We start from the raw sequence: 26,196 nt of genomic DNA, 5'->3' as shown, positions 1-26,196 counted from the left end.
GATCACTCCTCCATCGCCAATTTCAGTGCCGCGGCAATGCGTTCCGGACCCGGGAAGTAATCCCATTCCTGGGCGTGCGGGTAAGGCGCATCCCATCCGGCGACACGCCGGATCGGTGCCTTGAGGTGCCAGAAACAGGCCTCCTGGACCTCCGCGATCAGTTCGGCACCAAAGCCGCTGGTGCGTGTCGCCTCATGCACCACAATGCAACGCCCGGTCTTTTCGACCGAGTGACGGATCGTGTCGAGGTCGAGCGGCAGAAGCGTCCGCAGTTCTATGATCTCGGCATCGACACCGGCTTGCTTGGCCGCGGCCTCGGCAACATAGACCATCGTGCCATATGCCAGGATCGTGATGTCATTGCCGGGCTGGCGCACCACGGCCTTGCCGAGAGGGACCGTGTAATGCCCTTCGGGGACTTCGCTTGACTCGTGCTGTGACCAAGGCACGGACTTGCCGGAATGGTCGCCGTAGAACGGGCCGTTATAGATCCGCTTGGGTTCAAGAAAGATCACCGGGTCAGGATCCTCGATGGACGCGATCAGCAATCCCTTGGCGTCATAGGGAGTCGAGGGGATAACGACCTTGAGCCCGGCCACATGCGTGAACAGTGCTTCGGGGCTCTGACTGTGGGTCTGGCCACCGAAAATGCCGCCGCCCGTCGGCATCCGCACCACGATCGGACAGGTGAATTGTTCGTTCGAACGGTGCCGCAGGCGCGCCGCCTCCTGGGTGATCTGGTCATAGGCGGGATAGACGTAATCGGCGAACTGCACCTCGACACAGGGGCGCATTCCCTGTGCGGCCATGCCCACGGCCAACCCGACAATCGCGCTTTCGTTGATGGGCGTGTCGAACACCCGCTCTTCGCCGAACTTCTCCTGAAGCCCGGCGGTACAACGGAACACCCCGCCGAAAAAGCCGACATCCTCGCCAAAGACGAGCACCGATGCATCGTCGCTCAGCTTCTTATCCATGGCGCTGTGCAGCGCCTCGATCATGCTCATACGGGCCATATCAGTACCCCATCTCCTGTCGCTGTCGGCGCAGATGCTCGGGCATGTCTGCGTAGACGCCGCGGAAAATTTCTGCCGGCGAGATCGGTTGCGGATTCACGAAGGTCCCGTATTTCTCGACCTCTTTTTGCTCTGCCGTGGCCTCGGCCAGCAATTCCGCCTCGGACTGCGCGTGGCGCTCTTCGGTCCAGATGCCACGCTTGATCATGTGGGTTTTCAAACGTTCCACCGGATCGCCCAACGGCCAGGCCAGCGCCTCGTCCTTGGGGCGATAGGCCGAGGGGTCATCCGAGGTCGAATGCGGCGCGGCGCGATAGGTGAACCACTCGATCGCAATCGGACCATATCCATTGCGCGCGCGCTGGATCGCCCAACGGCTGACCGCGATTACGGCAAGATAATCATTGCCGTCCACCCGCAAGGCGGGAATGCCATAGCCAAGCACCCGCTCGGCATAGGTCTTGCTCTGGCCGCTGGCAACGCCGGTATAGGTGGAAATGGCCCATTGGTTGTTGACGATATTCAGGACGACAGGCGGCTGATACACCGAGGCCGACAACAGCGCCGAATTGAAATCATTCGATGCCGTGGCGCCGTCGCCGATCCAGCCCGCCGCGATCTTGCCATTGCCACGCAGCGCGCACCCCATGGCCCAGCCGACGGCCTGCACATACTGCGTGCCAAGGTTGCCCGAGATCGAGAAAAAGCCATGCTCCCGAGCCGAGTGCATGATGGGCAGTTGCCGGCCCTGCAGCGGATCGCATGCGTTCGAGTAGATCTGCCCCATCAGATCCCGCAGCGGATAGTCCGCCGCAATCAGAAGGGACTGCTGCCGATAGGTCGGGAAGTTCATGTCGCCTTGCTCAAGCTGGCGCTGAAACCCGCAGCCGATCGCTTCCTCGCCGGTGCATTGCAGATAGAACGAGGTCTTGCCCTGGCGTTGCGCATTCAGCAGACGTTTGTCCACCGCCCGCATCTTGAGCATGTCGCGCAGCCCTTGCAGCAGGGACTCGTCTTCCTGGTCGGCGATGTAATCGGCCCAGGGGCCAACGGCGTCGCCCTGATCGTTGAGAATACGGATCAAGCTCTGGGCGTAGTCGTGACTGTCGGCGGCCTTTAGGTCGGGCGGCGGCACATCCAGTATGCCCGCCTCCGGGATATCAATGGCCGAGAAATCAGGAGTTTCATCCGGGCGCGCGGGAGGGTGAGGAAAGTTGAGCTTTGTCTGCCTGGTCATTTTGACTGCATCCTTGTTGCTGCATCCAAGCGGATGACCTCGCCATTCAGCATGGTATTGCGGACGATATGCAGCGCCAGTTCGGCGAACTCTTCGACCCGTCCGAGGCGCTGCGGAAACTCCGATGTCCGGGCGAGCGCATCCTGCACCTCTTGCGGAAAGGCGGTGACCATGGGGGTCGCGAAGATACCGGGGGCAATGGCGACGACGCGGATGCCGGTCTGGGCCAGATCGCGGGCCATTGGCAGGGTCAGGCCGACGACCCCTGCCTTTGACGAGGCATAGGCCAGCTGGCCCATCTGGCCTTCAAAGGCGGCAATCGATGCTGTGTTTATGATGACCCCGCGCTCACCATCGTCGTTCTGCGGTTCGGTCCCGGAAATACCAAGCGCGGATTGGGTTGCAACGTTGAACGTTCCGATGAGATTGACACCAACAACCTTCGCATAAAGGGCGGGGTCATGGGCCGCGCCGCGGGATACGGTCTTGGCCGCTGGCGCAATACCTGCACAGTTGATGCAGATCCTTTCCTGACCCTGACGGGCGCGCAGCCTGTCCAGCGCGGTGCCCACGGCGCCGGCATCGGAAATATCGCATTGCGCGAATGTCGCGCCGGTCTCTGCGGCAAACTGCTGTCCGGCGTCCGCGTTCATATCCAGAATGCCTACGGGAACACCCTTCGCGCGCAGGGCTCTAGTCACGGCGGCCCCAAGACCGGAAGCGCCACCGGTGACGACGGCGGGGGTGTCTGCACCGATCCTCATTGCAGGTATCTCCTTTTCAGGTCACGGGAAATGTTGATCCGCTGGACATCCGATGTGCCTTCGTAGATCTGGCAGACGCGCGCGTCGCGATAGATCCGTTCCAACGGGAATTCAGAAAGATAGCCATATCCGCCCAGTGTCTGGATCGCGTCCGACACGACCCGTTCCGCCATCTGGCTGGCCGTCAGCTTGGCAATGGAGGCTTCGCGCAGGCAGGGCTGGCCCAGATCCTTGAGCCGTGCGGCATAGAGGACCAGTTGCCGCGCGGCTTCGATCTGTGCGTCCATGTCCGCAAGCCGGAAGGCAACCGCCTGATGCTCGAAGATCGGCTTGCCGAACGTCTGACGCTCCAGCGCATAGACCATGGCATAGTCAAGCGCGGCCTGCGCCATGCCCACCGATTGCGACGCAATGCCGATGCGACCCGCTTCCAGCGACGACAGCGCGATCTGAAGCCCCTGCCCCTCGGTTCCGATCAACGCGCCGGCATCCACCTTGAGATCTTCAAAGGTCAGGGCGCAGGTGTCAGAGGCTTTCTGGCCCAGCTTCCGTTCCGGTTCGGCCACGAAAAATCCCGGGCTGCCCTGTTCGAGGTAAAACGCCGAAATCCCCTTTTTCCCCGCCGCCGGATCGGTCACGGCAAAGACAATCGTTGCGCCACCGATCCGGGCCGAGGTGATGAACTGTTTTGAACCGTTCAGAACATAGCCATCGTTTGTGCGCACAGCCCGCGTCTTGATCGCGGCGGCATCGGTGCCGGTTCCGGGCTCGGTCAAGGCAAAGCAGCCGATGAACGCGCCTGTGGCCGCCGGGTTCAGCCAGGCGTCCTGCTGCGTCTTGTTGGCAAACGTCTGCAGGATCGCGCAGAATGGCGCATTGTGGACCGACATCATGGTCGAGACTGCGCCATCGCCGGCCGCAATTTCCATCAGCGCCAGCGCATAAGAGACATAGTCGGCCCCGACACCTCCCATTTCCTCGGGCACGGTCATGCCCAGAAATCCCAGTTGCCCCATCTCTTCGATGATATCGGTTTCGATCCGTCCTGCCGACTCCCGGTCAGCAGCGCCTTGCGTCAGCTTGTCCCGCGCAAACTGCCGGGCCATATCGCGGATCATCACCTGTTCTTCTGTGAGGATACCTAGCATCTGATCACTCCCTCTCGATGGCGACCGCCAAGGCCTCGCCGCCCCCAATGCAGATTGCGGCGACCCCGCGTTTCAGATCGCGCTGTTCCAGCGCATGCAGAAGCGTGACGAGGATGCGCGCGCCCGAGGCGCCAATGGGATGGCCCAAGGCACAGGCGCCACCGTTTACGTTCAACGTCTCATGGTCGATATCGAGATCCTGCATGAACGCCATGGCCACTACAGCAAAGGCCTCGTTGACCTCCCAGAGATCAACATCGGCAATGGTCCAGCCGATCCGGTCCAACAGCTTTCGTGTGGCCGCGACCGGGGCCGTGGTGAACCAGCCGGGCTCCTGCGCATGGCCCGAAAACCCTACGATCCGCGCCCGCACCGGCAGCGCTTTCGCCGCAGCAGCGTCGCGCGATGCCAGAACCAAGGCCGCGGCGCCATCCGAAATCGAAGAGGCGTTCGCCGCCGTAACCGTGCCATCCTTGGCGAATGCGGGCTTCAACTGCGGGATCTTGTCGGGGTGGGCATTGCGCGGCTGCTCGTCACTTCGGATCGTTTGTTCGCCGCTGCGCGTCTTGATCGTCACAGGCGCGATTTCGGCGCTGAATACCCCGCCATCCGTGGCGGCCAGAGCCCGGCTGAGCGAAGCGATCGCGTAGGCATCTTGCGCCTCGCGTGAGAATTCGTATTTCCGGGCGCAGTTTTCGGCAAAACTTCCCATCAGGCCACCTTCATAGGCATCCTCCAGCCCGTCGAAAAACATGTGATCCAGCATCCTCACATGTCCAAGACGTGCACCAGAGCGGGTGTTTGGAGAGAGGTAGGGGGCATTGGACATGCTCTCCATGCCGCCCGCCACGACGAACCGGCTGAACCCGGAGGAAATCTGGGTGCAGCCTTGGATCACCGCCTGCATGCCCGAGCCGCAAACCTTGCTTATTGCGGTTGCCGGCGTGGACAAGGGCAGGCCAGCGCCGAGGCAGGCCTGACGTGCAGGTGCCTGACCGACGCCGGCTGACAGCACGATGCCCATGATGGTTTCGTCAACGTCATCACCTGCTATCCCTGCGTCGGCAATCGCGCCGCGAATTGCGATCGCGCCCAGATCAGTGGCTCCGATTCCGCCGAACTCTCCCTGAAACCCGCCCATCGGCGTGCGCTTTGCGCTACAGATCACGACCTCTGCCATTCTCATTCTCCCAGTCGAGCTCAAATCCGGGCGCACTATGGCATGAGTCTCTCGGCTGGTTTTCCCAAAGGATGGACAAAAGTTCGAAATTAAAGCAAGATTCAGACGCAAATACTCCTTTAAGAGGCTGAATCATGCTGAAAATAGATGAAACGGACATGCGTATCCTTCGCGCGATGCAGGCTGATGGCTCTAAAACCGTGACCGAAATCGCCGAGCAGGTCGGCATTTCTCAATCGCCTTGCTCAAGACGGATCATCCAGCTTCAGGAAGCCGGGATCATCAGGGGCAAGACCGTCGATCTGGATCGGAGACGGCTTGGTTTTAACGCGCTTGTCGTGGCGCGGGTCAAACTGAACAAACATGACCGGGCGGGGCTTGAAGCCTTCCGCCGCGCGATCCGCGCCATTCCGGAAATCCAGTATGCAGTGCTGCTCTTGGGGAGCTTCGACTATCACCTTCATATCGTGGTGCGCGACATTGACCACTATCACGCGCTTGTTCAGGACAAGCTTGTCTCGCTGCCCGGGGTTCAGGAAATGGAAAGTTCGGTCGTTCTGGACGTCGTCAAAAAGACGACAGCCCTGCCGATCTGATGTACCGGCCAACACCCGGCCATCTGGGCCCCTGAGTGTGCCTCCGATTGCCGCCGCACCCGCTTTCGCTCGCGCACAAAAATTTTCCGATAGGAAATTTATTGACAAAAAGAAAATTGTTTTTCTATCTTTACCTCCATGTCGCCGGTCCGACCGGATTCGAAGGCGACAACACCAGATCTGCTCATCGCGTAAGACGACGGGCGACACAGACCGGGAGGAACACAGAATGCCGACAAAACTTACCACTGGCTCCGCAGCTTTGCTGATTGCCCGCAAGACAGCCCAGGCCGGGGCCGCTGCACTATTGCTTGCAAGCACGGCCCATGCAGCTGACTATGAAATGGTCATCGGGCACCTTTACCCCGAAGACCCGATGAGCAACGAAGTGCAACCGAGCCTGCTGCATTTCGAAGCCCTGGTGGAAAGCGCCACCGGCGGGGCCATCGACGTGCAGATCTTTGCCGGCAGCCAGTTGGGTAACGAAGTGGAATCCGGAAAGCAGACCCAATCCGGACGCACCATGCAGGCGACGGTGATGTCGTCGGGGGCGATGTCTTCGTTCTTTTCCGATTATCAGATCGTCACCTCGCCGTTCCTGTTCAATGATTACCTCACAGCCCGCGCCTATTTCGATGGCGAGTGGCACGCGAATTTCATGAAAGGGGCAATCGAGGAAAGCGGCCTGCGTTATCTGGGGACGTTTGACGACGGGGGCGGGTTTGTCGCCCTGACGACCAACCAGCGGCTGGTGAAGACCGTCGAGGACCTGGCAGGCCTCAAGATCCGTGTCGAGGAAAACCCGGCACATGTCGCGATCATGAAGGCGCTCGGCGCCTCGGCCACACCGCTGCCATGGGGCGAGGTCCATACCGCACTGTCCACGGGCCTTGCAGATGGTCAGTTCAATGCTCCGGGCATCTCGACCGCCTACAAGCTTTATGAAGTTACCGATTACACCACGCTCAGCGGCCACGTCTACAACTCGACGACTTTCGTGGTCAGCGAAAAGTGGTTCCAATCGCTGCCAAAAGAGTATCAGGAGGCGATTGCCGTCGCGGCCCGCGAAGCGGTGAAGATCGGCCACGGCATCGCGGCACTGCAGGCCATCAACGGATGGACAGAAAGCTGCAAGCTGTTCGACGAATGCTATGTCCTGCCTGCTTCCGAGCGCACTAGGATGGCCGAGATTGCGCGCCCCGCATGGCGCGAGTGGGTCACCGGTGATTTCGGAGTGGACCCGGCACTGGTCGATGAGCTTTGGGCGGAAGTGGCACGCATCTCTGCCGCCGAGAAAGAAACCAGCATCGGTCTCTACGCAGACTGATCCGGGATGAGCGTAGCCCGGACACGCTCCCGGGCTGCGCGTATTTGAGCATCGGAGCACCAAATGTCTTGGCTTGCACAATTCAGCATGCGTCTCAACGTGATTGTCACCGCTGTTTGCGCCGCGATTCTGGTTTCCATGCTTTGCATTTCCTTTTCCGGAGCACTCTATCAGGCAATTGTCGGGGACGCGTTGAGTTGGACCTATTCGCTGGCCCGGCAGTTTGTTCCCTGGATCGCGCTGCTTTCGATAACTGTCGCCTTTCGCGGCGGCGAGCATGTCGCCATGAAGCTGGTTACCAATGCGATGCCGGCGTTTCTCCGCACCGTTCTGCACGTGATGACGATTGCAGCAATTGGCGTTCTGGGCCTCGTTCTGCTGGTCTACGGAATACAGTTCACCGTCGAGTCCGATCAACTGGTCATGATCAGTGACCAGATCCAGTTCTCGCAGCGTTGGGTTACGGCAAGCCTGCCGGTCGCGGGGGCGATCATGCTGGTCCATCTCGTCGCCGGGCGTGCGTTGATCGAGGAGACGCCCCCCCATGAGATGGACTTTCCCGTCAGCAGTCAGGAAGCCGCTCAAAACGTGGAGTTACGCTGATGCCAATCGTTGTTTCGGTTTTCGTCGTGATGCTGATGATCGGTGCCCCGGTCGGCCTTGTGATGGTCTTCGCGGGCGGAGCCGGCGCTCTGTCACTGGGTGGGCTGGACTACCTGATCATCGTGCCTGACAAGATGTTCTCGGGCGTGTCATCCTTCGTGCTTATTGCCGTCCCCTATTTCATCTTCACGTCCGAGTTGATGAGCCACGCCAGCCTGACCGAGCGGCTGATCGCCTTCAACAATGCGCTGTTCGGGCGCATCCGTGGGGCATTGAGTCATGTGAACATCACGGTCAGCGTGTTCTTTGCCGGGCTGACGGGGGCCGCTGTGACCGATACGGTATCCATCGGCCGCATTCTCATTCCCGCAATGAAGGAGGAAGGTTATTCGGCCGAGTACAGCGCCGCCGTTACGGCCTGTTCGTCGATCATCGGGCCGATCATCCCGCCAAGCATCATCATGGTCGTCTATGCGACTATCCTGCGTGACGTTTCGGTGATCGACCTATTCGCCGCCGGCATCATCCCCGGCATCCTGATGGCAGGCTCCATGCTCGCCGTCAGCATATTTCTGGCATGGCGCAAGGGCTTCCCTCAGCACGAGCCCACCGCGCTTTTTGCTGCATTCATGGCCTTTCTCGTCTCGCTGCCTGCGCTGATGGTCCCCATCGTTATTCTCGGCGGCATACTTTCGGGCCTGACCACCGTCACCGAGGCATCTGCCTTTGCCGCTGTCTACACGCTGCTGGTTGGTGCCTTGCTGTATCGCCGCCTGAGTTGGGCGAAGGTATGGGATGCCATGGTTGTGACTATCCGGTTTTCCGGCGTCGTGTTCTTTCTGCTGGCGGCTTCTGCGGTTCTGTCATGGTTTGTCGTTCGCTCGGGCCTCGCACGGGATGCAGCCGATATCATCTCGGGAGTGTCCGATAGCCAAACCGTACAGTTGCTCCTCGTCATCGCGTTTCTTATCCTGCTGGGTACTGTCATGGACGTGCTGCCCGCACTGGTCGTGGTCGGTCCGATCCTGCACCCCACCATGGTAGGGCTGGGCTTTGACAGCCTGCATTTCGCGATCATCATGATTGTCACGCTGAACGTGTCGAACATCACGCCGCCGGTCGGGATGACGCTGCTGACGGCTGCGAAAATCGCAGAAGTGCCGACGGAGCGCGTCGTCGTTGCAGCTATTCCCTTCTTCATCGCGGTGATCGCCTCGATACTCTTGCTGGCCTTTGTTCCTTCGCTGTCGCTTTGGCTGCCCTCGCTGCTCGACTAAGGGAAATTTGACATGACCAATAAAGTCGTCGTCATCGGGGCCGGACTCGCGGGGCTTCAAACCGCCTTTTTTCTGAAGCGGGAGGGCATGGATGTCACCGTGGTCGAGCGCCGCGAAGGGCCTGCGCTTGAAACCAGTTTTGCGAATGGCGGGCTAATCACCCCCAGCCATTCCGCTCCCTGGAATTCACCTGGAATTTTCAAGGTGCTTCTGTCCTCGATCGGCAACCCGTCATCGGCGATCTACGTCAAGACCTCGGCAATTCCGCAATATATACGGTGGGGGCTGAGTTTCGTTCGAAACTCCACGCCTTCCCGGTTTCGGCAAACCATCCAACGCAATGCACGGCTGAGCCACTATGCTCTGGACCAATACGATGCCCTGCGCGAAACCCTCAATCCCCCGATGGACCGGGGCGGACTGGGCACAATCATGATGTACCGCGATTCCGCAAGTTTCAGGAATGCGGAGATCGCCAATGGGATCGTCGGAAGTGCCGGGGTTGATGTCACAACGTGTTCGCCAGCCGATCTGGTGCGGTTGGAACCTGCCCTGACCGATATCAAAGACCGGCTGGCCGGAGGCTTCTATTACAAAGATGACCAGCACGGCGATGCACACCAGTTCTGCGCTTCTTTGTCCGATCACCTGAGCGCCGAAGGGGCCGGTCTTTGCTATGGCGAGACGGTCACCGACATTGAGCTTTCTGGCGACATGATCAGCGCCTTGGTCACCGACAAGACACGCCATGCCGCCGACGCCGTTGTGCTTGCCGCAGGTTTCTGGAGTGCCGCGCTTGGTCAAAAGCTGGGTCTTCGGCTGCCGATCAAACCGGTCAAAGGCTATTCGGTGACCTATGACGTGACAGGGTGGAACGGCGCGCCGAAAATCCCTGTGGTGGACGATGCACAGCATATCGGACTGACACCACTTGGGGATCGGATACGCTTTGTCGGCTCCGCCGAATTCGGTGGGTACTCACCCGAAATCAATCCGGCGCGCATTGAAAACCTGCGCCGCGCGGCCTTTGCAACATACCCGAGCGTACGTGAACTTGTTGAAGGGGCGGAGCCGCTCACGACATGGTGCGGGCATCGGCCGATGACGCCGGATTGCTTGCCGATCATCGGTCAGCAAGGCCCCCGAAACCTTTATCTGAACACGGGTCACGGGTATCTCGGCTGGACCACGGCCAGCGGCACGTCGCGTGCTGTCAGCGACCTTATCGCAGGACGACTGCCCGCTCTCCCGGTGTCCGATTACGGACCTGACCGGTTCTGACACTCCATCCAATGCCAATCGTAGGGGCGCTAAATGACAATCGAAACACTTGGAGGCGCGGTCACCCTTGCAGATGGAACTCCGGTGCCGCTGTCAAAGGCGGTCCGCGCAGGTGATTTCATTTTTCTGTCCGGCCAGCTTGCATTCGGTTCCGACGGCAAGATCGTTGCGGGCGGCATCGCTCCGCAAACGCGTCAGTGCCTGACGTTGATCGAAGCGTTCCTGCAGAACCTGGATGCTCAGTTGTCAGATGTGGTACGGGCGACAGTCTGGCTGACCGACGCCGGCGATTTTCCCCCCTTCAATACGGTCTACGCAGAATTCTTTTCGGAGTACCCGCCAGCGCGTTCGGCGGTTTGCTCTGAGTTGATGTTACCCGACGCAAGAGTGGAGATAGAGGTTACGGTATTCAAGCCCAAGGAATAGTCGGCCCGACCATACCGGCATCCAGTGGAGTGCAAGCCCGCGCAAGAAAAAAGCAGTTTTACTGCTGCTTGTTCCCCCGACATCTGCACAATACCATATATCTCGAGGCCAAGCATCTATGCCTGAAGGAGAAACCATGAATGTTTCGGCAAGGGAAACGCTCCCCGAGGAAGAGACCTTCGGACAACGTCTCAAAGCGAAGCGCAAAGCTCGCAATTTGACTCTGACCGAATTGGCAACGCGATCATCGGTTTCTGCTTCGACCATATCAAAGATCGAAAACGGGGGTGTTTCGCCGACTTATGACGTCATTCTGAGGCTGGCGGCAGGGCTGTCCATTCCGGTCAGCGCGATGTTTGGCGAGACCATCCCAGAGTCCAACGAAGGTCCACGGCCGACTGGATGGCAGGTCGTCGGCCGGCCCGATGAATATGACTTGTTGGACACCAAAAATTACGAACACCGCTACTTGTGCTCCAGTCTGAAGACGAAGCGCCTGCTGCCAGTGCTGGTCAGGATAAAGGCGGGGTCTATCGCCGAGTTCGGTGAACTCGTCCGCCATGATGGCGAGGAATTCATTTATGTTTTACGAGGCACGGTCGAGCTGCACAGCGAATTCTATGCAACCGTTGTATTGAACGTGGGAGAGTATGCTTACCTCGATAGCACCATGGGTCACGCATACGTATCGGGGTCCGATGAAGACGCCGAAATACTTTGTATTTGCGCGGGTCAGGTTTCGTTCGAAAGTGACGACAAGACTGTCATTTAAGGTCATTTAGCAGGATATGGGCGTGTGCGATTGGGGCAATGTGGCGCATATGGTTTTTCGGCCGATCCCAATCAGGGCGTTTGATGGCGCGCTCGTACTGGCACGTATTCCAGACGGTAGTGTCGCAAATTTTTCAGTTCAACTGCTGGGCCTGATCTACCAGTCATGTCAAGTGCTTGGCAGGGAGTATGCGGGGTGATTGATTTCAAGGGCGTGCACTATCCGAAGTCGGTGATCTTGCTTGCAGTGTGCTTCTATGTTCGCTACGCCGTTTCCTACCGCGATCTGGAGGAGATCCTCGCCGAGCGAGGCGTCACAGTCGATCACGCGACGCTGAACCGCTGGGTGGTGAAATTCGCACCGCTGATAAGTGGTCCGATCTGAACAACTCTTATCAGGCTGATTTTGTTAGCAACTGTATTCGTCAGGCGGACTGAGTGGTCCATTTCTGACGATTTTTACAAAGCGCATTGACGATTGTGACGAGCTTTCGAGCAACAGCAGTGATGACAACCTTGTGGGGTTTTCCAGCAGTGCGGAGGCGGTCAGCGAAGCGTTTGAGAACCTGATTGTGATGGCTGGCGACGAGAGCAGCCTGGAACAACACATGCCGTAGCAATCTACGGCCACCGCCAATAGCGCGCCTGCCACGCATCGCTCCACTGTCATGTGCAATTGGCGCAAGGCCTGTGAGTGCGGCGGCTTGTTCGCCGCTGATCTGACCAAGTTCCGGCATTTCAGCGATCAGCATCGTGCTGGCAACCGGACCGATCCCGGGAACAGAACGCAAGATGCTCGCAGTCCTGGCAAGGCTCTCATCTGCGGCGATGATTTCTTCGATCTGAACCTCAAGCTCTGTAATCTGGCGATCCAGCAGGTCTTTCAACTCAGCATCCATGTCTTCAAACATATCTGCCGACCCCAGTTTCCCATGCGCCTTGATCTGTGCCAGAAGCCGTTTTCGTGTCTCGACGAGCTGCCCACGCTTTGATGTCAAAGCTCTGAGAAGACGTATCTTTTCGTGTGGGAGGTTGCGCCCGGCATCGGGCCTGAAAGCCATAAAGCGCGCGATGAGTTCTGCATCGATCCTATCCGTTTTTGCCCGTGTGCCCCGGCTGGTGGCAAAGGCTTTGATTTGCGCAGGCGGCAATTGCCGTGTTGCGATTTCGGCGGCGTCGAGGGCAGACCACAGACGCCATTCTTAACCACCAGTGGCCTCGAAACAAACCAGTGCGGAGACTGGCTTTGCCAGATCGACAAGCCGCGCATGTCCCGCAGCCGTGTTTGGCAATCGCAATCGCCGTCCACCTGACAAACAATGAATGTCCAGCCGATCGCGGCTGACATCTATGCCGATTATCCAATCGTGTGATACCGTTTCCATGCTCTCTTCCTTCTGCTCCGTGGTCCTGACCGGCCACATTCAACTGTTCGAGACGATGAAGAGAGACGGTGCTGGCTCGCTAACAAACGTGGTCAAATCCACAAGGCTCAGACGCCATACACCGCCCCGTCAGCAGCCTCGGCCAAGGTCGCTGACGGGGGCAGCATAACAAAGTGGAGATACAGAAGGGTCAGGACCCATTGATTTTGGTCTTTTGGCATGATTCAGGCTCCGTAAGGAGACCCGATCGATGAGCAACCTTTACTGGCTGACGGATGCCCAAATGGAGCGTCTGAAGCCGTTCTTTCCCAAGAGCCATGGCAAGCCCCGCGTCGATGATCGCCGCGTCCTGAGCGGCATAATCTTCATCAACCGCAATGGCTTGCGCTGGTGTGATGCGCCAAAGGAATACGGCCCGGCGAAGACCCTTTACAACCTCTGGAAGCGTTGGAGCGAAAACGGCGTTTTCGCTCGGATCATGGTCGGCCTGGCCGCCGAAAGCACCGAGCATAAGACGATCATGATCGACGCGACCTATCTCGAGGCACACCGAACGGTATCGAGCCTGTGCGTGAAAAAGGGGGGCGTGGGCGCCAGATCGGTCGCACCAAGGGCGGCATGAACACCAAGCTGCACGCCGTCGCGGATGCCAAGGGGCGCCCAATAGGGTTCTTCATGTCCGCCGGTCAGGTCAGCGATTACACCGGCGCATTGGCGTTGCTGGGCAGCTTGCCAAAAGCGGGCTGGCTGCTGGCCGACAGGGGCTATGATGCCGATTGGTTCAGAGAAACGTTGAAACACAAGGGGATAAAGGTCTGCATCCCAGGCCGAAAGTCGCGTAAGAAGGCAGTGAAATACGACAAGCGGCGCTACAAAAGGCGCAACCGCATCGAGATCATGTTCGGCAGGCTCAAGTATTGGCGACGCGTCGCAACCCGATACGACCGCCGCCCGGAAACGTTCTTCTCCGCAATCATGCTCGCCGCAACCGTTCTGTTCTGGCTATGAAATTCAATGAGATGCCGTAACGGGTCGGACACTTCACGACCGTTACCGCTTGCCGGATGTCGCGCGTGCAGCTGTCGTTCCCGCACCAAATTTTTATGGAGGATGACGGGATGAAGCTGTTTGTTGGGCTGGACGTATCGCTAGCGAAGACTGCGGTCTGCGTGCTCACGGAGCATGGAAAGATTATGGAAGAGATGGAGGTTGTCAGCGAACCGGAGCCGCTGATCAGCTTGCTTAAAGGGCTCGAAGGCGTCGTTGAAGCGATCGGTCTCGAAGCTGGTCCGCTGTCGCAATGGTTGCACCGTGCGATGATGGAGATCCGCCTGCCTGCCGTTCTGATGGAAACCCGGCAGGTGAAGGGCGCGCTAAAGGCCATGCCCATCAAAACCGACAGGCGCGATGCGGAAGGGATCGCGCGCCTGTTGCACCTCGGCTGGTTCCGACCGGTCCACTGCAAGTCGGTCTCCGCCCAAGAGGTGCGCGCGATTCTGGCGGCGCGCAAGGCCGTCCAAGGGAGCATGATCGCTTTGGAGATGTCGCTGCGCGGGCTGCTTCGGAACTTCGGGCTCAAGGTGGGTGCTATCTCGCGCGGCAGGTTCGAGGCGCGGATCTGGAGAGCGGGATGTCTCAGGCGGCATCACCAAGGCAGGAGATGTGAACCTCAGGCGTGCCCTGTGTCAGGCAGCCACGGTCATGCTGAATCGCGGGCGTGGCAACGCACTTCGGACATGGGCATATTATGTTGCCAAACGCCGCGGGAGGAAACGTGCGATGGTTGCCTTGGCCCGCCGCATTGCTGTCGTGTTGCATCGTATTTGGGTTGATGGAACGACCTTCAAGATGGAGGCTGCGCCGACCAATTGGGCCTGACCGCTTCGCCTGCCTGATTGCAGGCTCCCGAGGTCCCGAAGGGACGCGGTTCCAGTGATGTCGTGGTCTAGACCGTCGCCAGCCACGCTGAGCACGCCAATGAGATGGGCACACCGGAACTGCATCGCACCAGCATCATGTCGGCAGCCCTCGCGGCTGACCACGGACCGAAGCATGTTCCCGAAAGATCTCACGAAAGAGCCGCGAGACGCCGGGCGGATCGACCGAACAGGAACAGCCCGTCGGCGGGGTCAGATCGCTTGACCGGAATCTCTTGACTGACAGGGACCCGTTACCGAAGTCTGGACCCTAGTCTGGATTGCCGTGTCCGATCCCCTACCCGAAGAAATCGATGATGTGCTCTGGCAGGAGGCATGCCGTCGGGCGGATGCAATCCGCAAGGTCCTAAAGGGTGGCGACGACCAGACTTCGGCGGCCGTCCTTGCCTGACGCTCGCCATGGATGTCTTCACCCGGATGGTGACGGGGTTCTACCTCTCCATGGACCCGCCTTCGCGCCTTTCGACCAGCCTGTGTCTGCTGCATTCTGTCTATGACAACACAGCCTGGTTGAAGGAACGCTAGATCGACAAGCCTTGGCCTGTCGCTGGCCTGCCTGAGAGAATACATGTCGACAACGGCGCGGATTTCCGAAGCCGTGCCTTCAAGCGCGGATGCGAGAACGCGGGCATTGCCATTGACTGGCGTCCGCCGGGGACACCGCGCTTCGGCGGGCATATCGAGCGGTTGATCGGCACGCAAATGGGACGGCTGCACCTTCTGCCCGGCACCACATTCAGCAACGAACAGGATCGCGGCGAGTATGATCCCGAGCGGCACGCAGCCCTGAGTTTGCGCGAACTTGAAAGGTATATCGCCCTAGACATTGTCGGCTCCTACCATCAGTCGATCCACAGTTCCTTGAGTCGTCCACCTTTGGCGGTGTGGCACGACCATGAAGGCGACATTCCCCTTCGACTGCCGGAGGACCGGCTACAGTTCTGGGTCAACTTCCTGTCAGATCAGGAACGAACGCTTCGGCCAACCGGCATCCATCTCTTCGACATGCGCTACTGGTCTGCCGCGCTCAGTGCTGATGTCAGACGGACCAACCGGCGGCTGCTGGTCAAATACGATCCCCGCGACATGTTGGCCAACCTGACCCCCGCCGACGTCTATCACGGCCGCGGCGAGAAGATCCTGAAGATGAGAGAGGAGATCAAGAAGCAGACAATCAGAAAAGGCCGGTTGCAGCACCAAGCTGCTGCCGCCTAAACTCAAACAGAAATCGAACCAGAGCCTCCGTTACGATACAGCCTCAGCTCTCCGAAAAACCCTGACGACGGACACTGTCTGACGACTGGGTCAATGACCAGGCGACCCTGCCGATCAACTTGTCCGTCAGCAAGGTCACAAAGATCGGAAACTTGCCAGTCAAGTTTCAGGCCGGGGTTGATACTATGCCTAATTCAATGACATGTTCGGTCAGGACTGGGCAATCAACTTCTCGGACTAGCCCGTCGTTCAGAATTTTTCTACAACTAGATCAAGGGGTGAAGGGTGGTCAATTCATATCACCCTAAATTATAGGGAAGGAAGACTAGTCATGATCAGGAGAACCAGTCCTGCTAATATTTGCCGGCAAATGGACGGATGCAAACCCCTGTCGAGGTCGTCTTCTCGGGTGTGGGGTCTCTAGTTGGCGGAAATGTCCCCAGAGACACAGCAGCCCGAGCGGCGCGATTGGAAAACCTTGGACAGACGAATGGTGCGTCTGCTTTCAAGTCTAGCGTTTGCGGTCTGCCTTGGCTCCCCTGCTTTCGCGAAAAACCCGATCAAGAACCAGCTGAACGGCCCAGTGAAGACCGTCGCCAGCGCCGATGTCGGCCTGAGAAACGGTAACTTCATTCTGGCGCCCATTCCGTTCAGCAATGACACGATCGGAAACGGGCTGGCTCTTGGGGCCGGGTATCTGTTCAGTCTGCCCGGATCGAAACCATCGGGAATCGGGGTGGGATATTTCGAAACCGATACTGGCAGCTATGCCTACGGTCTTGGCGGCAGCGTCGTGTTCGACAATGACCGCTGGTCGCTGGGCGCCTTTGTCGCCGAAGGTGAGTTGAACTATGACCTGCCGATCGTCGGAGCGCTGGCGCTGCCGGTGACGCAATCCGTATCCGGCGCCGTTATTCGACTGGACTACGGGTTCAGCAAGACCTTCAAGGCGGGGCTGGGACTGGCCTACCTCGAATCCAACATCGCGTGGAACCCGTCGATTACACTGCCCGGCTTCCTGCGCCCGGACATGGATGTGGAACTGGCGCGTCTAACCTTCGATATGGTTCACGACACACGCGACGACACGTTTTATCCACATACTGGAACATATGCCGCGCTCGACCTCAGCTATGGCCACATACAAGATTCCGTTTTTGGCGGGCGGCTGACGTTCAGCGACAGATCATACACCAAGATGGTCGCCGAGGCGTCTGTGTTTCGACCCATCGGAGCCACGGGGGTGATCGCGTTCAACGCCGTGCTATGCGGTGCTGGCAGCGCTGCCCCCTTCTTTGATACCTGTGGTGTGGGATTCGCTGATGGTCTGCGCGGGTTCTCGGCGCTCTCCCAACTGGCGGATTGGTCCGCATCAGCGCAGGTTGAATACCGCGGACGCTTCAACCAGCGCCTTGGCTATGTCGTGTTCGCTGGCGCCGGAGCCGGCGGAAACGATTTGACTAGCCTTTCTTTGAACCTGGGCGGGTCAGCTATTGGTGCCGGGCTTCGATATCGCCTATCGAAGAAGTTCGGGCTGGATTATGCGATCGACTATGCGCGCAATAATCATGGAGATGAATTTTTGTATCTTTCAGTGGGACAAAAATTCTGAGGCCACTGCGGAAAGGGTAAGAAACTCATGTCATCATGCAAGACATCAAGCTTTGCAATACGCCGGGTTTCCACCGCATCTTGCCTGCTTCTTTTCAGCATGATGGGTGCGCTTTCGCCGAGTTGCGCGGTTGCCGACATTCAATACGGAAAGCGCGGTTTCGCAACGCCTGACAGCGTCGAAGGCACACTGTTGGCAACCGCGGAGCGGCAACAGCAAGGTGCCCTAGAGAGGGAACATCTGATCTACGCCTTCGGCTTCGCCGAACACCGGGCGCTCGTCGCGTGAAGCGGTCTTGCGGCTGCTGGAGGGGCGGTTTTTCGCTCTCTGTGACCCGCTTTGGGCCGATCTGGCGATTCTGGACGGACTCGTCCCTCATGCCAACAGCCTTCGTCGCACCAGGAACAGGTTGCCGAGGGCGAATAGCGTGAAGAGCTGGGCGCGGTTCTTGGCGAGGCCCCGGTAGCGGGTCTTCACGTAACCAAACTGGCGCTTGATCACCCGGAACGGATGCTCGACCTTGGCGCGTACCATGGTGATCAGGCGATTGATCCGCGCGTCGACGGGATGCAACCTGCCGCCCCTTGGCGCCTTGCGCAGCACGCCCCAGACCTTGCCTGGCGCCTTGAACTCGGCCTCGCGCTCGGCGCTGACATAACCCTTGTCGGCCCAGACCGATGTCTCTTCGCCGTGGAGCAGTTCGTCCCAGACCTGGCTGTCGTGCAGCTTGGCGGTCGAGGTCTCGAGGCTGTGCGTCACGCCACTGCCGGCATCGACGCCAATGTGTGCCTTCATGCCGAAATACCAGTCATTTCCTTTCTTGGTGGATGACATTTCGGGGTCGCGCGCACCCGCCTTGTCCTTGGTCGAGGACGGCGCGTCGATGATCGTCGCATCCACCAGCGTGCCCGAGCGCAGCGTGATACCCTTGTCCGCAAGGTGGACATTCACCTCGGCGAAGATCGCCTCGGTCAGCCCGTGCCGCTCCAGAAGATGGCGGAAGTTGAGGATCGTTGTCTCGTCGGGAATGCGGTCGTCGCCCAGTTCGATCCCGGCGAAGCGACGCATCGCCTCGCTGTCATACAGCGTCTCTTCCGTCATCGGGTCGGCTCAGGGCATACCAGTTCTGCAGGAAGTAGACCCGCAGCATCGTCTCCAGCGCCATCGGCGGGCGTCCGCCCTTCGGCCCGGCCTTCGGATAGTGCGGCGCGATCAACGCCAGCAGCCGGGTCCAAGGTACCACCCCATCCATCTCCGCCAGAAACTGCTCCCGCCGCGTCACCTTCTTCTTCATCGCGTCACGAAAACCAGGAAGGGCGGGCTGTTTCGGCATCGGCGCGGCTCCTTGGCGGCTCCCCGAAAACCTACCAGATCAAGCCCGTGCGCGCAGGTTTTTCAGATGTTCCAGAGATACTACAACTGGAAGAAGGACCTGGAGGCCAGAACCGGATTGTCCTTTGGCGTTGATAATCATACCCAGTTTCTCAATTCGGATTCTACTCGAACCCCATCTAATGCAGCCAGCAATGTGACCCGTCTTTACGGAACCTGGAGCGCGTTCGGCCGCGGCACACCCGACACCGGAGCACTGGTATTTAAGTTCGAGTATCGGACAGCGATTGCCGGGAGGATTTCCACGCAGGCCCTAGGCCCGACGCTGGGATATGCTGGCTTGTTTTCTTCAACCTAAAGCAACGCAGGACTGGTGCTGACCAATCTTTATTGGCGACAGCGTTTCGCGGATGGGCGGGGCAGTTTCGTCATTGGTCATATCGACCCGTATGACTATGTGATCGTTAACAGCCTCGCGAGCCCCTGGACCGCGTTCACAAACCTCGAATTCGAACAGCAGGCCACTTTTGCCGGACCGGGACAAGGTTTTGGAGCCGCCATTCAATGGCGACTCAACAGCAACTGGGCCATTCTCGCCGGGATCGCCAATGCAAATGCCGACGCCTCCGATCCCTGGCAGGCGACCAAGAAGCTGTTACAAACCGGCAAGACCTTCAAACACGTCGCGATCGGTTGGTCGCCCGATTGGGATGACCGTTCTGATCAACTTGTACATCTAACGCTTTGGCAGGTCGATGAGCGAACGGATGCGGCTGTGCCAAGCGGTCATGGTGTATCTTTTGCCGCGAGCGGCCGTTTCGATGCCTGGCGTCCCTTTTTCAGAGCAGGTTATGCCGATAACGGCGGGACCAGCCTTGAACGGGCAATCAGTTTCGGAACGGGATATGACGCCCGTGGGGGGAAGGATCTTGCCGGGATCGGTTTCGCATGGGGCAAGGCTCCAGCCAGTACGCGCGATCAGTATACTGTCGAGGCTTTCTATCGTTACGAAGGTAACCGCCCGGTTGTTACCGCGATTGATCAGGCGGCCTGGGCCTGAGCGGAGGCGACCGGGGTCCAGTTCCACGGCAGGAGTTCGTCGAGGCGGTTGATCTTGTGATCGTTGATCCAGTCGAGCACGTCGGCGAGATATGCCTGCGGATCGAGGCCGTTCAGTTTGGCGGTCTCGATGATCGTCATGGCGCGGGCCAGCGTTTCGCCACCGGTGTCGGCACCCGCGAAGAGGCAGTTCTTCCGGCCGATGCCGATCGGGCGCAGGGCACGCTCGGCGGCATTGTAGTCGATGGCCAGGCGACCATCGGTGAGGAAGAGGCTGAACGAGGCGCGGCGAGCCAGCCCATAGCGGAAAGCGCGGGCGAGGTCGCCTTTGCCGGGATCCGCGTGAGTTGGCTTTCGGACCAAGCGAAGAAGGCCTCGACCTTTGGCGCGCTGTGCGTCTGGCGCGCGGCAAGGCGGAGCTCGGCGAGCTGCCCGTTGATCTCCCGCTCGATGTCGTAGAGCGCACCGATGCGGTCAAGCGCCTCGCGCGCGATGGCGGATTTCGTCTTGTCCCACTCGTCGTGGAAGTCGCGCCGCAGATGAGCCCAGCATGATGCCTCCTGCAAACGCGGCGTGCCGTCGGGGTCGGGTTCGTAAAGCTTGGCATAGCCCTTGTACCCGTCGGCCTTCAGGATGCCGCGCGTCTGGGCGAGATGCCCATGGACGTGCTCTTGCTTCCAGTCTGGGGCGAAGCGGTAGACCGCACCGGGTGGCGCTGTCCCTGCCCAAGGTCGCGGATCGCGGACAAAGGCCCAGACCCGTCCCTGCTTTACTCCCTTTCCGAGGCCGCGGTCCTTGAGGGATCGGTCCAGTACCCGGATCGGGGTGTCATCCACTGCCCGGCAGGCGCATGCGAAGCATGCTGCCGAGAGGGGGCGTGGAGAAGATCGCTGGCCATCACATCGGCCTCGAACCGTTCGACCAGCGGCGCCAGCACCTGCATGGCGCGCCCGCACCAGTCGACCAGCGTGCTGTCCGGGATGTCGGCCCCCATCCGGGCGAAGATCTCGTTCAGGCGATACAAGGGAAGATGATCATCGAACTTGGAGACGAGGATCCAGGCCAGCAGGACCGCGCTTACCATGCTGCCGGGGATCGGACGGCTGGGCGCGGGCGTCTGAACCATCTTCTCACAACGGCGGCAGGACTTCTTAAGCCGTGCGATCTGCAGGATCTTCAGCTGTGCCACGACCAGGTCGAGCATCTCGCTCATGTCTTCGGCCACGAGCCGCAGGTCACCACCGCAGTCCGGGCAGCAGCTGCCCGGGTCGAGCTCGCGCCGCTCGCGCGGGGTGGTTGCCGACACGCGGGGACGCCGCCGCGGCTTGCTCACGTCGATGTCGCCGGTCGTGACCTCAAGTGCGGCATCTGCCTCGTCTTCGTCCACCGCCGGGGTGATGGCTCTTTCGGCGCTGGCGATGAGCAGATCCTCGAGCGCCAGTTCGAGCTGTTCGATCTCGCGCTCGATCTTCTCGGAGGATTTGCCGAAGGCCTGCTTCTTGAGCTTCGCGATCCGTAGCCGGAGCGTCTGGATCAGCTGGTCATGCGCCCGGATCGTCGCCGCCATCTTGGCGTTTTCCGCCTGCAACGCGGCAATCATCGCCTTCAGAACGGCGGGATCTTCGGGAAAGATGGGCGTGTCGCTCGACATGCCATCACCTACCACAACCGATCATCAAGTGCCATAAAAACAAGACCTTTCAGGCAGATAGATCACCCAACACGGGCCGGTGGCGCGCCCCAATCCGGCCGCCGCCAATCGATCCCTTCCCACAACATCGCCAGCTGCGCCGAAGTCAGCCGCACCGCCCCCGAACTGGTGTTCGGCCAGGGAAAGCGCCCGCGCTCGAGGATCTTGTAGTAAAGGCAGAACCCCTGACCGTCCCAGTAAAGCAACTTCAGCCGATCACCCTTGCGGCCCCGGAAGGCGAAGACCGCGCCGCCGGTCGGCTTCTGCCGCAGCACGTCCTGCGCCAGCGCCGCCAGCCCTCCGACCCCCTTGCGCATATCCGTCGCTCCGCAGGCCAGATACACCCGCACCCCGGTCCCCGGCCCGATCATGCGACATCCACCGCGCGAACCAGGCGAGACAGCGCCCCATCGTCGATGTTGCTCTCGAACCGGAGCACGCGTCCCTACGCAAGCCGCAGTTCAACCCAGGCTACGGGGGCGGTGGCTGAGACTGGCGGCTCCACCACCGTCAGCTCCATCGTCGGCGCCATGCCAGCGGGCAGGAACAGCGCGCCCGCCTCGGGTGACCACAAACCCTTCCGCTTCAGCTCATGACGCCAGGCGTAGAACTGTTGGCGTGTCACCTCGTGCAGTTGCGACACCTGGGTCACCGTCGCGCTCACGATCGCCAGCTTCACCTCGTCATCCCAACGCCGACGGCGCTCAACACCCAGAACTTCGCCCCGCATCGCCCCTCCGCGCATAAGAGACGTCGTTTGCGACGTCGCTATGCACGTGTCTTACCGCCTCACGATGAAATTCGGCAGGCGGTCCCAACCGGGCGGTTACTTACGAAGTCACTGACTTCCTCCAGATAACCCCAAGTATTCAATATGTTGCCAATCCGGCCAACGACCTGGCAACGAAAAATATCTTGGTTGGAGGTCTGCGCCTACGGGTCTTTTTCTGATTTCGTCGAACGTGAGAGCCGGTGCGCCTTGAAGGAATGGCGAATTTATTTCGCGCTCCCGCCCGCTTCGTAAGCGTTTCCTGGTCCGCACCTTCCCAATTCTGACCTGACCTGAGATTTCGCACCTGACGGAGATTAGGGCAGGAGTTTCGCGATGGCGACTACGGTGGAGTTTCTCAGGGGCTACGGTGTGGACATACGGACCAATGGTCAGCGACGCTGGCCGGATGAGGTCAAGGCGCGGATCGTGGCTGAGAGTTTGAAGCCCGGGGCGACGGTGAACGGGGTTGCTGCGCGTTATGGGCTTCGGGCAAACCATCTGTTGGAATGGCGCAGTCGGGCGCGTGACGGCAGGTTGGTTTTACCCGCAGTTGAAGAGGACGACTTTTGTTTTGCGCCGATCGTGGTGTTGGATGATTGCGGCGATGCTCCTGTGCCAGCAGTGTCTGCACCGCTTACCAAGTCTGACGCAGCATCCGCTGACCCTATCGAGATTGAGATCGGCCAAGTGACAATCAGGCTCGATTGCACCACCAGTTCTGACCGGATTGCCGAGATCGTTCGGGCAGTCGGGGTGCTGGCATGATGTTCCCTTCAAACCGTGTGCGGGTTCTGGTCTCGACGCAGCCTGTGGACTTCAGGAAAGGTCATGACGGTCTGGCTGCAATCGTGTCATCGGTGCTGCGCAAGGATCCATTCACGGGCACGGTGTTTGTGTTCTGGTCGCGCAGGGCGGATCGGCTGAAGCTGCTTTATTGGGACGGCACCGGACTGGTGATGGCTTACAAACGGCTGGAGGAGGCAACCTTCACCTGGCCTACGATCAAAGCCGGGATTATGGCGCTGAACCACGCCCAGTTCGAGGCCCTGTTTGCCGGTCTGGACTGGCGTAAGGTAAAGGCATTGGAAACACGCCCACCTGCTGCGGCAGAATGAATCAACCGCATGTTTTTGTGTGTTTTTACTGGGATTTTTTGGTAGCTCTGGCCTATGCAAACTGCCCCGGCACTTGATCTTTCCGCTATCCCGGCTGCGCAACGCGCGGCGGTTCTGGCGTTGATGGAAAAGGTGGCGGCGCTCACAGAAATCACCCAACGCCAAGAGCACTTGATCGCCGAGTTGAACCATGCCCTGCATGGCAAACGGTCGGAAAAGCTGACCGAGGATGACCGGCAACTGGCGTTTGAGGATCTGTCCATCGCACTGGCTGAGGTCGAGGTGCGGAAGGAGCATCTGGCCGCCAAGACAGGTGACAAGACGGCAACCAGGCCTGCGCCAAAGCGCACGATTGGCAATCTCCCGGCCGCGTTGCCGCGCATCGAAGAGGTTATCGAACCCGACAGCCTGATCTGCCCTTGTGGCTGCGGTGTCATGCACAAGATCGGCGAAGATCGCAGCGAGCGGCTGGACATCGTGCCGGCCCAGTTGCGTGTCATTATCACCGTGCGCCCCAAATACGCCTGCCGGACCTGCACCGATGGCGTGACCCAGGCCCCTGCACCACCGCATCTGATCATGGGCGGGTTGCCGACCGAGGCCAGCATCGCGCATGTGCTGGTTAGCAAATACGCGGACCACCTTCCACTATACCGCCAAAGCCAGATCCTGGCGCGGGCGGGTCTTGATCTGCATCGTGCGGTGCTGGCGGATTGGGTCGGCAAGGCAGCATTCCACCTCAAGCCCGTCGTCGACCGACTGGCCGAACACATGAAACGATCCGGTAAGCTGTTCATGGATGAAACAACGGCTCCAGTGCTGGATCCGGGGCGCGGTAAAACCAAGACAGGATATCTTTGGGCACTTGCCCGCGATGACCGACCATGGGGCGGTGAGGATCCGCCCGGGGTGGTCTACTTCTATGCACCCGGGCGCGCGGGCGAGAATGCCGAAGCATTCCTGATGGGCTTTGATGGCATCCTGCAAATCGATGGATATCAGGGCTACAATCGGCTGACCAAACCCGCGCGCAAGGGTGGCGACCCCATTCGGGTGGCCCATTGCTGGGCCCATGCCCGGCGCAAGCTGAAGGAAGTCTTCGACCGCGACGGATCAGAGATCGCCGCCGAAGGCTTGCGCCGCATCGCCCAGATTTATGCCGTTGAAGCTGATATCCGTGGTGTCTCGCACGGCCAGCGCCTGTCCGCCCGTCAGGCTCGCAGTGCCCCGCTGGTCGCAGCCTTCGGCGACTGGCTGCAGGCGCAACGCCGTAAGATCTCCGCCAAATCCCGGCTGGGCGAAAAGCTGACCTACATCCACAATCACTGGGACGGCCTGCAAACCTTCCTGACCGACGGGCGCGTCGAGATCGACAACAACCGTGTCGAAAACCTGATCCGACCGATCGCTTTGAACCGAAAGAACGCCCTCTTCGCAGGTCACGACGAAGGCGGCATCGCTTGGGGTCGCATTGCCTCACTGATCGAGACCTGCAAGATCAACGGCGTCGAACCCTTCGCCTATCTCAAGGCAGCCCTCACAGCGATCGGCAATGGCCATCCGCAAAGCCGCCTCGATGATCTGCTGCCGTGGAACTTTGCGCCGTCAAGCTGACCCGCTGGTGCTGTTCAGCTAACGCTTACGGATGATCTCGCGGCTTTTTCGGAAGTAGCGGTATGGATTCGGACGCGTCATGGCCAACGGCCAACTCGCTGCGCCACTCAGGCCCGTCGCCTTGACGCATTGTCTGTAGATCGCCAAGCTTGGATAAGGAACTGGGCCTTAGCGCCGAAGCTCAGCTTCCGTACTTCTCGACCAAAATTGGCCGCATCAAGTAACTCACGGAGACCGGAGCCTGTCCGTCGACATAGCCGACCTTCTGAACCGAACTCTGGGCGACCATGGCCCCGGTGATCCATACGGGGGTGAAGAGACCGTTCACCTCGATGCCCTGGGGATACACGACATGGACGATCTGGTTGGCGGGGGGTGGCGGGGTGTGGATACAGGCGCCCACTGTCGGCACGAGAAGAAACTCGACGACCTTGCGGTCCTTGAATTCCAGGGGCAGAACATAGCCAGGCAGGCGGACACTGGTGCCAACGAGGTCCTCGTTCACCGCCGAGGCCGCGGCTTCGCGTTGTTCCATGATCGCGCGGCGCGCGGCGAACAGCCCGTCGACATCAAGGCCGTCCATGGCCATTTGCTTCCGTAAGGCTTGCGCCTCGGCGTGCGCTTCGGCGTCATCGCTCCGCTCGGCCCGTGCCTCGAGCCGCAGGATCTGGCGGAGGCTGTTCATCTGGTCGTCGTTGAGGTTCTCGAACGGGTTCGAGATCACGGCGGCTGGAGGCGCAAGCGTCTCCCAGGAGATTTCCTTAGGATCAGCCGCTTCTACGAGACCCGGAGGAACGGCAAGCGAAAGTATCAAGAAGAGACGGGCGAACATGGTCATG

The 26,196-nt window shown here is 59.8% G+C and carries 29 protein-coding genes and 5 pseudogenes; 20 read left to right on the top strand and 14 right to left on the bottom strand.

Annotated elements, in window-relative coordinates; genetic code table 11:
• Positions 1–2 precede the first annotated feature (2 nt).
• Genes BMZ35_RS18585 through BMZ35_RS18565 form a run of 5 tightly spaced genes read right to left on the bottom strand, consistent with a single transcriptional unit; the run spans position 3 to position 5,345 of the window.
• Positions 3–1,016 carry an alpha-ketoacid dehydrogenase subunit beta gene (locus BMZ35_RS18585; protein WP_093096340.1) on the bottom strand — a complete coding sequence of 338 codons (1,014 nt, stop codon included), beginning with the start codon at positions 1,014–1,016 and terminating at the stop codon, positions 3–5.
• Position 1,017: 1 nt separating this feature from the next.
• Positions 1,018–2,253 (bottom strand): thiamine pyrophosphate-dependent dehydrogenase E1 component subunit alpha, encoded by a 1,236-nt coding sequence (locus tag BMZ35_RS18580; RefSeq protein WP_093096339.1) that lies wholly within the window; start codon positions 2,251–2,253, stop codon positions 1,018–1,020.
• On the bottom strand, positions 2,250–3,017 hold the full coding sequence (locus BMZ35_RS18575) for an SDR family NAD(P)-dependent oxidoreductase (protein WP_093096336.1): 768 nt from the start codon (positions 3,015–3,017) through the stop codon (positions 2,250–2,252). The genes BMZ35_RS18580 and BMZ35_RS18575 overlap by 4 nt, the downstream gene beginning before the upstream one ends.
• Complete coding sequence (locus BMZ35_RS18570) at positions 3,014–4,165, bottom strand: acyl-CoA dehydrogenase family protein (RefSeq protein ID WP_093096333.1); 1,152 nt, start codon at positions 4,163–4,165, stop codon at positions 3,014–3,016. The genes BMZ35_RS18575 and BMZ35_RS18570 overlap by 4 nt, the downstream gene beginning before the upstream one ends.
• Positions 4,166–4,169: 4 nt before the next feature.
• Positions 4,170–5,345 (bottom strand): thiolase family protein, encoded by a 1,176-nt coding sequence (locus tag BMZ35_RS18565; RefSeq protein ID WP_093096329.1) that lies wholly within the window; start codon positions 5,343–5,345, stop codon positions 4,170–4,172.
• A gap of 134 nt (positions 5,346–5,479) precedes the next feature.
• Between BMZ35_RS18565 and BMZ35_RS18560 the strand changes: the two genes are divergently transcribed.
• The 8 genes and pseudogenes from BMZ35_RS18560 to BMZ35_RS18520 all read left to right on the top strand — a co-directional run.
• Complete coding sequence (locus BMZ35_RS18560) at positions 5,480–5,941, top strand: Lrp/AsnC family transcriptional regulator (protein WP_093096326.1); 462 nt, start codon at positions 5,480–5,482, stop codon at positions 5,939–5,941.
• Positions 5,942–6,170: 229 nt separating this feature from the next.
• Positions 6,171–7,268 carry a TRAP transporter substrate-binding protein DctP gene (gene dctP, locus BMZ35_RS18555; protein WP_207503016.1) on the top strand — a complete coding sequence of 366 codons (1,098 nt, stop codon included), beginning with the start codon at positions 6,171–6,173 and terminating at the stop codon, positions 7,266–7,268.
• 63 nt (positions 7,269–7,331) lie between these two features.
• Entirely contained in the window at positions 7,332–7,871 is a 540-nt protein-coding gene (locus tag BMZ35_RS18550) for a TRAP transporter small permease (protein ID WP_093096323.1), read from the top strand.
• Complete coding sequence (locus tag BMZ35_RS18545) at positions 7,871–9,148, top strand: TRAP transporter large permease (protein ID WP_093096320.1); 1,278 nt, start codon at positions 7,871–7,873, stop codon at positions 9,146–9,148. The genes BMZ35_RS18550 and BMZ35_RS18545 overlap by 1 nt, the downstream gene beginning before the upstream one ends.
• 12 nt (positions 9,149–9,160) lie before the next feature.
• A complete protein-coding gene (locus BMZ35_RS18540; protein ID WP_093096317.1) occupies positions 9,161–10,429 on the top strand; it encodes an FAD-dependent oxidoreductase in 1,269 nt (422 codons plus the stop codon).
• 33 nt (positions 10,430–10,462) lie between these two features.
• Complete coding sequence (locus BMZ35_RS18535) at positions 10,463–10,855, top strand: RidA family protein (RefSeq protein WP_093096314.1); 393 nt, start codon at positions 10,463–10,465, stop codon at positions 10,853–10,855.
• 136 nt (positions 10,856–10,991) lie between these two features.
• On the top strand, positions 10,992–11,627 hold the full coding sequence (locus tag BMZ35_RS18530; protein ID WP_093096311.1) for a helix-turn-helix domain-containing protein: 636 nt from the start codon (positions 10,992–10,994) through the stop codon (positions 11,625–11,627).
• Positions 11,628–11,822: 195 nt separating this feature from the next.
• Positions 11,823–11,999, top strand: a pseudogene (locus BMZ35_RS18520) (IS6 family transposase); the annotation flags it as partial.
• A 52-nt stretch (positions 12,000–12,051) separates the two neighbouring features.
• Here BMZ35_RS18520 and BMZ35_RS18515 read toward each other — a convergent pair.
• Positions 12,052–12,819, bottom strand: a complete 768-nt coding sequence (locus BMZ35_RS18515; RefSeq protein ID WP_278247169.1) for an IS110 family RNA-guided transposase — start codon at positions 12,817–12,819, stop codon at positions 12,052–12,054.
• Positions 12,820–13,261: 442 nt separating this feature from the next.
• On the opposite strand from BMZ35_RS18515, the gene BMZ35_RS18510 reads away from it, so the two are divergent.
• From BMZ35_RS18510 to BMZ35_RS18485, 7 genes and pseudogenes are all read left to right on the top strand, one after another.
• Positions 13,262–14,019 (top strand): IS5 family transposase gene (locus BMZ35_RS18510; RefSeq protein ID WP_093096305.1). Its coding sequence is split into 2 segments (ribosomal slippage): positions 13,262–13,586 and positions 13,586–14,019, totalling 759 coding nucleotides; the frame shifts between segments, so codons are not numbered across the junction.
• Positions 14,020–14,129: 110 nt separating this feature from the next.
• A pseudogene (locus tag BMZ35_RS18505) lies at positions 14,130–14,889 on the top strand (IS110 family transposase).
• A 324-nt stretch (positions 14,890–15,213) separates the two neighbouring features.
• Positions 15,214–15,339: a hypothetical protein gene (locus BMZ35_RS21250; protein ID WP_278247165.1), complete on the top strand. Its 126-nt coding sequence runs from the start codon at positions 15,214–15,216 to the stop codon at positions 15,337–15,339.
• Positions 15,340–15,347: 8 nt separating this feature from the next.
• Entirely contained in the window at positions 15,348–15,473 is a 126-nt protein-coding gene (locus tag BMZ35_RS21245; RefSeq protein ID WP_278247164.1) for a hypothetical protein, read from the top strand.
• 177 nt (positions 15,474–15,650) lie between these two features.
• Complete coding sequence (locus tag BMZ35_RS21240; RefSeq protein WP_278247168.1) at positions 15,651–16,163, top strand: Mu transposase C-terminal domain-containing protein; 513 nt, start codon at positions 15,651–15,653, stop codon at positions 16,161–16,163.
• Between the two features lie 490 nt (positions 16,164–16,653).
• Positions 16,654–17,775, top strand: coding sequence for a BamA/TamA family outer membrane protein (locus BMZ35_RS18490; protein WP_093096297.1), 1,122 nt, complete (start codon positions 16,654–16,656; stop codon positions 17,773–17,775).
• Between the two features lie 99 nt (positions 17,776–17,874).
• The gene (locus BMZ35_RS18485) at positions 17,875–18,063 is read left to right on the top strand and encodes a hypothetical protein (protein WP_165610128.1); all 189 of its coding nucleotides are present in this window, start codon (positions 17,875–17,877) and stop codon (positions 18,061–18,063) included.
• Positions 18,064–18,150: 87 nt separating this feature from the next.
• Here the strand turns inward: BMZ35_RS18485 and BMZ35_RS18480 are convergent.
• Positions 18,151–19,108, bottom strand: a protein-coding gene (locus BMZ35_RS18480; RefSeq protein WP_242654857.1) for an IS5 family transposase whose coding sequence is annotated in 2 segments (ribosomal slippage) — positions 18,151–18,882 and positions 18,884–19,108 — 957 coding nt in all. Because the reading frame shifts where the segments join, the coding sequence is not laid out codon by codon here.
• A 372-nt stretch (positions 19,109–19,480) separates the two neighbouring features.
• Between BMZ35_RS18480 and BMZ35_RS18475 the strand changes: the two genes are divergently transcribed.
• Positions 19,481–20,167 carry a hypothetical protein gene (locus tag BMZ35_RS18475; protein ID WP_093096290.1) on the top strand — a complete coding sequence of 229 codons (687 nt, stop codon included), beginning with the start codon at positions 19,481–19,483 and terminating at the stop codon, positions 20,165–20,167.
• Here the strand turns inward: BMZ35_RS18475 and BMZ35_RS21140 are convergent.
• The 6 genes and pseudogenes from BMZ35_RS21140 to BMZ35_RS18460 form a co-directional block, all read right to left on the bottom strand.
• Complete coding sequence (locus BMZ35_RS21140; protein ID WP_242654859.1) at positions 20,149–20,307, bottom strand: transposase domain-containing protein; 159 nt, start codon at positions 20,305–20,307, stop codon at positions 20,149–20,151. The genes BMZ35_RS18475 and BMZ35_RS21140 overlap by 19 nt on opposite strands.
• Before the next feature lie 75 nt (positions 20,308–20,382).
• Positions 20,383–21,002 (bottom strand): annotated as a pseudogene (locus BMZ35_RS21235) (IS66 family transposase); the annotation flags it as partial.
• Positions 20,936–21,370, bottom strand: a complete 435-nt coding sequence (locus BMZ35_RS21340) for an IS66 family transposase (RefSeq protein WP_423227767.1) — start codon at positions 21,368–21,370, stop codon at positions 20,936–20,938. The pseudogene BMZ35_RS21235 and the gene BMZ35_RS21340, both read right to left, overlap by 67 nt.
• Positions 21,371–21,505: 135 nt before the next feature.
• A pseudogene (locus BMZ35_RS21335) lies at positions 21,506–21,817 on the bottom strand (transposase domain-containing protein); the annotation flags it as partial.
• Positions 21,818–21,879: 62 nt separating this feature from the next.
• Positions 21,880–22,227: an IS66 family insertion sequence element accessory protein TnpB gene (tnpB, locus tag BMZ35_RS18465; RefSeq protein WP_093096285.1), complete on the bottom strand. Its 348-nt coding sequence runs from the start codon at positions 22,225–22,227 to the stop codon at positions 21,880–21,882.
• A 74-nt stretch (positions 22,228–22,301) separates the two neighbouring features.
• Positions 22,302–22,601 carry a transposase gene (locus BMZ35_RS18460; protein ID WP_165610127.1) on the bottom strand — a complete coding sequence of 100 codons (300 nt, stop codon included), beginning with the start codon at positions 22,599–22,601 and terminating at the stop codon, positions 22,302–22,304.
• A gap of 98 nt (positions 22,602–22,699) precedes the next feature.
• Here BMZ35_RS18460 and BMZ35_RS21330 point away from each other — a divergent pair.
• From BMZ35_RS21330 to tnpC, 4 genes and pseudogenes are all read left to right on the top strand, one after another.
• A pseudogene (locus BMZ35_RS21330) lies at positions 22,700–22,807 on the top strand (carbohydrate porin); the annotation flags it as partial.
• 154 nt (positions 22,808–22,961) lie between these two features.
• Positions 22,962–23,393, top strand: a complete 432-nt coding sequence (gene tnpA / locus BMZ35_RS18455) for an IS66-like element accessory protein TnpA (RefSeq protein ID WP_093096282.1) — start codon at positions 22,962–22,964, stop codon at positions 23,391–23,393.
• Positions 23,390–23,743: an IS66 family insertion sequence element accessory protein TnpB gene (tnpB, locus tag BMZ35_RS18450; RefSeq protein ID WP_093096279.1), complete on the top strand. Its 354-nt coding sequence runs from the start codon at positions 23,390–23,392 to the stop codon at positions 23,741–23,743. The genes tnpA and tnpB (BMZ35_RS18450) overlap by 4 nt, the downstream gene beginning before the upstream one ends.
• Positions 23,744–23,797: 54 nt before the next feature.
• The gene (tnpC, locus tag BMZ35_RS18445) at positions 23,798–25,357 is read left to right on the top strand and encodes an IS66 family transposase (protein WP_093096276.1); all 1,560 of its coding nucleotides are present in this window, start codon (positions 23,798–23,800) and stop codon (positions 25,355–25,357) included.
• Between the two features lie 181 nt (positions 25,358–25,538).
• On the opposite strand, the gene BMZ35_RS18440 is transcribed toward tnpC, so the two are convergent.
• Complete coding sequence (locus BMZ35_RS18440) at positions 25,539–26,195, bottom strand: DUF3299 domain-containing protein (RefSeq protein WP_242654856.1); 657 nt, start codon at positions 26,193–26,195, stop codon at positions 25,539–25,541.
• Position 26,196 lies beyond the last annotated feature (1 nt).

The sequence above is a fragment of the Shimia aestuarii genome (assembly GCF_900114635.1).
Classification (GTDB): domain Bacteria; phylum Pseudomonadota; class Alphaproteobacteria; order Rhodobacterales; family Rhodobacteraceae; genus Shimia; species Shimia aestuarii.
The sequence above is the reverse complement of the archived record's forward strand: the minus strand, read 5'-3'. Positions and strand labels throughout refer to the sequence as shown.

Coding starts and splice junctions, on each gene's coding strand:
- BMZ35_RS18585 (WP_093096340.1), bottom strand. CDS start 1,016: ATGGCCCGTATGAGCATGATCGAGGCGCTGCACAGCGCCATGGATAAG.
- BMZ35_RS18580 (WP_093096339.1), bottom strand. CDS start 2,253: ATGACCAGGCAGACAAAGCTCAACTTTCCTCACCCTCCCGCGCGCCCG.
- BMZ35_RS18575 (WP_093096336.1), bottom strand. CDS start 3,017: ATGAGGATCGGTGCAGACACCCCCGCCGTCGTCACCGGTGGCGCTTCC.
- BMZ35_RS18570 (WP_093096333.1), bottom strand. CDS start 4,165: ATGCTAGGTATCCTCACAGAAGAACAGGTGATGATCCGCGATATGGCC.
- BMZ35_RS18565 (WP_093096329.1), bottom strand. CDS start 5,345: ATGGCAGAGGTCGTGATCTGTAGCGCAAAGCGCACGCCGATGGGCGGG.
- BMZ35_RS18560 (WP_093096326.1), top strand. CDS start 5,480: ATGCTGAAAATAGATGAAACGGACATGCGTATCCTTCGCGCGATGCAG.
- dctP (WP_207503016.1), top strand. CDS start 6,171: ATGCCGACAAAACTTACCACTGGCTCCGCAGCTTTGCTGATTGCCCGC.
- BMZ35_RS18550 (WP_093096323.1), top strand. CDS start 7,332: ATGTCTTGGCTTGCACAATTCAGCATGCGTCTCAACGTGATTGTCACC.
- BMZ35_RS18545 (WP_093096320.1), top strand. CDS start 7,871: ATGCCAATCGTTGTTTCGGTTTTCGTCGTGATGCTGATGATCGGTGCC.
- BMZ35_RS18540 (WP_093096317.1), top strand. CDS start 9,161: ATGACCAATAAAGTCGTCGTCATCGGGGCCGGACTCGCGGGGCTTCAA.
- BMZ35_RS18535 (WP_093096314.1), top strand. CDS start 10,463: ATGACAATCGAAACACTTGGAGGCGCGGTCACCCTTGCAGATGGAACT.
- BMZ35_RS18530 (WP_093096311.1), top strand. CDS start 10,992: ATGAATGTTTCGGCAAGGGAAACGCTCCCCGAGGAAGAGACCTTCGGA.
- BMZ35_RS21245 (WP_278247164.1), top strand. CDS start 15,348: ATGGATGTCTTCACCCGGATGGTGACGGGGTTCTACCTCTCCATGGAC.
- BMZ35_RS21240 (WP_278247168.1), top strand. CDS start 15,651: ATGGGACGGCTGCACCTTCTGCCCGGCACCACATTCAGCAACGAACAG.
- BMZ35_RS18490 (WP_093096297.1), top strand. CDS start 16,654: ATGGTGCGTCTGCTTTCAAGTCTAGCGTTTGCGGTCTGCCTTGGCTCC.
- BMZ35_RS18485 (WP_165610128.1), top strand. CDS start 17,875: ATGATGGGTGCGCTTTCGCCGAGTTGCGCGGTTGCCGACATTCAATAC.
- BMZ35_RS21140 (WP_242654859.1), bottom strand. CDS start 20,307: ATGACGATCATCGAGACCGCCAAACTGAACGGCCTCGATCCGCAGGCA.
- BMZ35_RS21340 (WP_423227767.1), bottom strand. CDS start 21,370: ATGCTCGACCTGGTCGTGGCACAGCTGAAGATCCTGCAGATCGCACGG.
- tnpB (WP_093096285.1), bottom strand. CDS start 22,227: ATGATCGGGCCGGGGACCGGGGTGCGGGTGTATCTGGCCTGCGGAGCG.
- BMZ35_RS18460 (WP_165610127.1), bottom strand. CDS start 22,601: ATGCGCGGAGGGGCGATGCGGGGCGAAGTTCTGGGTGTTGAGCGCCGT.
- tnpA (WP_093096282.1), top strand. CDS start 22,962: ATGGCGACTACGGTGGAGTTTCTCAGGGGCTACGGTGTGGACATACGG.
- tnpB (WP_093096279.1), top strand. CDS start 23,390: ATGATGTTCCCTTCAAACCGTGTGCGGGTTCTGGTCTCGACGCAGCCT.
- tnpC (WP_093096276.1), top strand. CDS start 23,798: ATGCAAACTGCCCCGGCACTTGATCTTTCCGCTATCCCGGCTGCGCAA.
- BMZ35_RS18440 (WP_242654856.1), bottom strand. CDS start 26,195: ATGACCATGTTCGCCCGTCTCTTCTTGATACTTTCGCTTGCCGTTCCT.